The organism is Flavihumibacter sp. CACIAM 22H1, from assembly GCF_001601815.1.
Lineage (GTDB): Bacteria > Bacteroidota > Bacteroidia > Chitinophagales > Chitinophagaceae > Flavihumibacter.
In genome coordinates this window covers 10701-14856 of sequence record NZ_LUKG01000007.1, presented here as the reverse complement: position 1 = coordinate 14856, position 4156 = coordinate 10701, and the positions used below count along the sequence as shown (strand labels likewise).

Annotated in this window: 3 protein-coding genes; 1 reads left to right on the top strand and 2 read right to left on the bottom strand. The window is 44.4% G+C overall.

What is annotated here, in order from left to right:
• The first annotated feature begins 206 nt into the window (after window positions 1-206).
• Window positions 207-2498 (top strand): DUF3857 domain-containing protein, encoded by a 2292-nt coding sequence (locus A1D16_RS03650; protein WP_290707869.1) that lies wholly within the window; start codon window positions 207-209, stop codon window positions 2496-2498.
• An 11-nt stretch (window positions 2499-2509) separates the two neighbouring features.
• Here the strand turns inward: A1D16_RS03650 and A1D16_RS03645 are convergent, their stop codons facing one another.
• Window positions 2510-2935, bottom strand: coding sequence for a response regulator (locus A1D16_RS03645; protein WP_290707868.1), 426 nt, complete (start codon window positions 2933-2935; stop codon window positions 2510-2512).
• A 5-nt stretch (window positions 2936-2940) separates the two neighbouring features.
• Window positions 2941-4156, bottom strand: a 1216-nt coding sequence (locus tag A1D16_RS03640) for a PAS domain-containing sensor histidine kinase (RefSeq protein ID WP_290707867.1), incomplete at its 5' end; no start/stop codon positions are given.

Here is a 4156-nt window from a genome sequence, read left to right as displayed (position 1 = left end):
ATTTGAAACCGCTTTTGGTGAAAATACCATGCAAGCACAGATACAAGCTGGAAAAAAACAACTTGCGGCTTACAAAAAAAATGCAATTGCAATCTCCCGTTATTCAGCCCCAGCAATTTGCCGACTGGAAAGCATTTCTTCAGCATATAAAGGAGTTTAACCGAACCACCATCAGTATTCAATTATAAACCAGGAAATTGTCCGCCATGCGCTTATCGTACGTATTGACCTTAACTTTTGTCTATAACCTGCTTGCTTTACCGGGCATTGCCCAGCAGCGAATTGGTTCCAAAGAACTGGATCTGTTGAAAAAAAATGCGAAAGCGGCACCACTACTGGATGATACGGATCCGGATTTTAAAGCACTTAGTTCGGATCAATGGCTGGATGAAAGTGGGGTTATATTGTCACAAAAAACAAGCTTTGATTTTGATAAAAAGGGATTGAGCGTGGGTAAACGCATCAGCCGTAATTTCTTTGGTGCATTGCTGGCCGTACCAACCCTGGGCTCCTCTATTTACCTGGCAAACGCCCGGAATGAAACCCGCATGCTGGTAGAAGAAACGGAAAGGAGGAAAATCCTGCTGCGCGACAAATTTGCTGTAGAGCAATATGCCGTGCTTTATTTCAGGTTGGCGATGGAATCGGACGCCTTCGAAGCAAGGGTGATAAAAAAGGACGGCACCGTAAAACCGGTGGATTTATCAGAAGCCATTGAACTGGGCGACCCTACGGCCACGCCTGGAATTTTCAGGGGTTATACCGATGAGCGGTTTAGTGCAAGGTACCGGCCAGATTATTTTAAAGTGGCCGTGCCGGATCTGCTGGAAGGAGATATAATTGAATATGCATTTCGTCACCTGAATACCCGTTCCTTCAGCCATAACCCCAATTACAAGGAATTTGATCCTGTTTATTATTTGTGTAACCGGGAGTTGCCGGTTGCCAGGCAGGCGCTGGAAATTATTACACAGGACGAAAACTATTTTCTGGGTTATAAAAACCTGAAAGGCGCTGCGGATTTCAGCGTTACCCAGGCAGCAGGCAGGAAAATATATAAATGGGTAGACCAATCCAGAGACAAAAGAAAAGATACACGTTACGTAAACGAGTATATAGAAATGCCTTCCCTTAAGTTCCAGGTAATTTACGCCCGTAATTCAGGGAAGAATTTTATCTGGTTACCCACTGAAACATCTTCAAAAACAGATATCAGCCAGGAAGAGTTTGCCAATAAGGCCAGGCAACTTTGGTTTGCGCCGGAAAAAATCCAGGAATCCGGTGAGTATGTAAGAGGTTTGCCTGCCTCCGTAAAAGCAACGGTGGATGAAATGTATCGGCTGCTTCGGAAAAGAGGCGCTTATGACGGACCTGAAAAAGAGTTTATAGACAAGGCTTATTATACCATCCGGTCGGTAACGATGTATAATAACTGGAACGATTATGGGTTTGCAAAAGTTTTATCTGCACTGCTTACCAGGCGTGGGATAGAACACCAGGTACTTGCTACAACTATCAATAGCCGAACCAATATTGATAAGTTATCTTTTAACCAGGAGCTTGCCTGGATAATTAAGTACAAGGATACTTATTATGTAAATCCGGACGAACACCTGAATCCCAACGATGTGCCTATTTATTTAGCAGGAAACAGGGCCGTGCAGTTCAGTAATAAGGAAGCGGATAAGGCCGTTGAAAATATTGATATTCCTATTGCAGACACACTCACCAATAGTTATAAAACACTGTTGGCAGTAGCGCTGAACGACCGCAAAACAGGGTTCATTGTGAAAAAAGAGGCGGAGGTTGCAGGCCTGGTAAAACTCAGGAACATAGACGAATTGCTGGCACTGACACCTTATATGGAGCAGGATTTTCGTAATTATGGGGGTGATGGTCCCTGGGACGGTCTAAGCGCCGTTGAACAGGATAAAATGACAGAACGTTTCCAGGAGGCTAAGAACAAATGGAAAACCGAAAAGCCTAAATTGATGAAAGAGCTGGCAGAGGAATTGTATGGCCACAGTGTTGAAAACTATAAGTCATTTAAAGTTATCAATGACGGACGAAGCCTTAAGAAACAAGGATTGCGTTATGTTGAGGAATTTGAGCTCTCTGAAACTACTGCCAAAGCGGGGGAGGACCTGATTCTTTCCTTGCCTGCGCTGATCGGTTTGCAGCAAAAAATTGAGAAAAAAGAACGCGATCGTTCACTGCCTGTGGATATAGGGTTCCCGGCCAGGTATCAATGGAAAATAGTTTTTGCGATTCCGGAAGGATATGCAGTAAAAGGGCTGGAAAACCTGGAGAAAACAGTTCAGAATGAGGCAGGAACACTGGTGTCAACGGCCAAAATTGAAAATAACCAGGTACATCTCACCATTAACAAGAAATATAATCAGCGTCATCTAAAGGCGGCACAATGGAATCAGTTGCTGGAAGTATTGGATGCTTCGCAGGTACTGGCTGAATCTAAGATGGTATTGGCGAAGCTGTAATGTTGTATAAATTACGATGGTAATTTTACGATATTGACCCAGAAGTTTTCTATCTGGATCACTACTTTGAAAAACTCTTCCACTTCTACTGGTTTGGTTATATAACAGTTAGCGTGGTTGGTATAAGAAACATTGATGTCTTTGTAGGAGGAGGAAGTGGTTAGCATTATTACCGGAATATGTTTGAACTCATCCGATGTTTTTATGAATTGTAAAACTTCGTGGCCGTTTTTTTTAGGAAGGTTAACATCCAGTAAAATCAAGTCTGGTGCGTGTTCCGAGGTAAACCTGTCTTTTTTTTGAAGAAAATCGATGGCTTCTTTACCGTCTCTGGCAATGCTGATTTTGTTGACCAGTTTACCTTCTTCTAGCGCTTCCATTGTTAACAATATATCCCCTTCGTTGTCTTCAACGAGCAATACATGAATTGATTTCATTGGACTCAGGCTGTTTTGCGAATAGTAAATGTAAGTATAGTTCCTGTACTTCCATTGTCATCAATCCATATTTTTCCGCCATGTTGTTCTACGATCCGTTTGCAGGTTGCCAGGCCCATGCCGGAGCCGCTGTATTCATGTTGGGTAGGCAGGCGCTTAAATAAATGAAATACTTCTTCGCGGTGCTCGGGGGGGATGCCGATTCCGTTGTCACTTACCGAAAATTGCCAGTAAAAATTATCTTCTGTTGCGGTTATTTCAAGTATAGGTTGAACCTCTGGCAGCTGGTATTTCAGCGCATTGCTGATCAGGTTTTGAAACAACAGCTTCAAAGGGGTTTTGTTGGCGTATACCATCGGCAATTCGCCAATTTTTAAGACGGCACCCTGGTCATCAAGCTGCGCTTTATTCAATACAGCAATCTGGTTCAGCAGGTCGGCGCAGTTGATCCATTCGCGTTTATTATGCTGCATGCCGCCGGCATGGGCATAGGCCAGCAACTCCTGGATCAGCGCCGTCATCCGTTCTGCCCCATCCATGGCATAATGGATGTATTGCCGGGCTTTCGCATCCAGTAGCTGCTCGTAATTTTTTTGAAGCAGCCGCATAAAGGAACTGATCATTCGCAAAGGTTCTTTCATGTCGTGCGATGCAACAGACGCAAATCTTGTCAGTTCTTCATTGCTTTCTTTAAGTGGACTTATATCAACATGGGTTCCAAACATTTTCAGGGGTGCGCCCGTTTCTGTAGCACTGACTACCTTACCCCTGTCCAAAATCCAGACCCAGTGGCCGTCTTTATGTTTCATCCGGTAGGTAGCCTCGTAAAACAGGCTTTGATCGCGCAGGCAATTGCTTACCCTGTTATTGGCTTCTTCCAGGTCGTCGGGGTGTGCAAAGCGGGCAAGGGTATTTTGATCGATCGGCTGAATTTCCTCCAAGGTATAACCTATAAGGCTGGCCCAGGTTTCATTATAGGTGAGCTGACCGGTTTGAATATTCCATTCCCAGGTAGCCGCATTGGTGCCTTCCAGTACAAAGTTTAATCGTTCTTTTTCCCGGATAAGGGCTTCCTGGAACTGCGTTTTTTCCCGGATGGTTTCTCTTAAGAGCTGCATGGTTTGCTGGTCTTGCTGCTGGCGCCGGAGCAGTTTATACCGCCGGCTGAATTGAATGAGGTTAAACCCGGCCAGCAATACCACGGAACAAAGCATCATACCT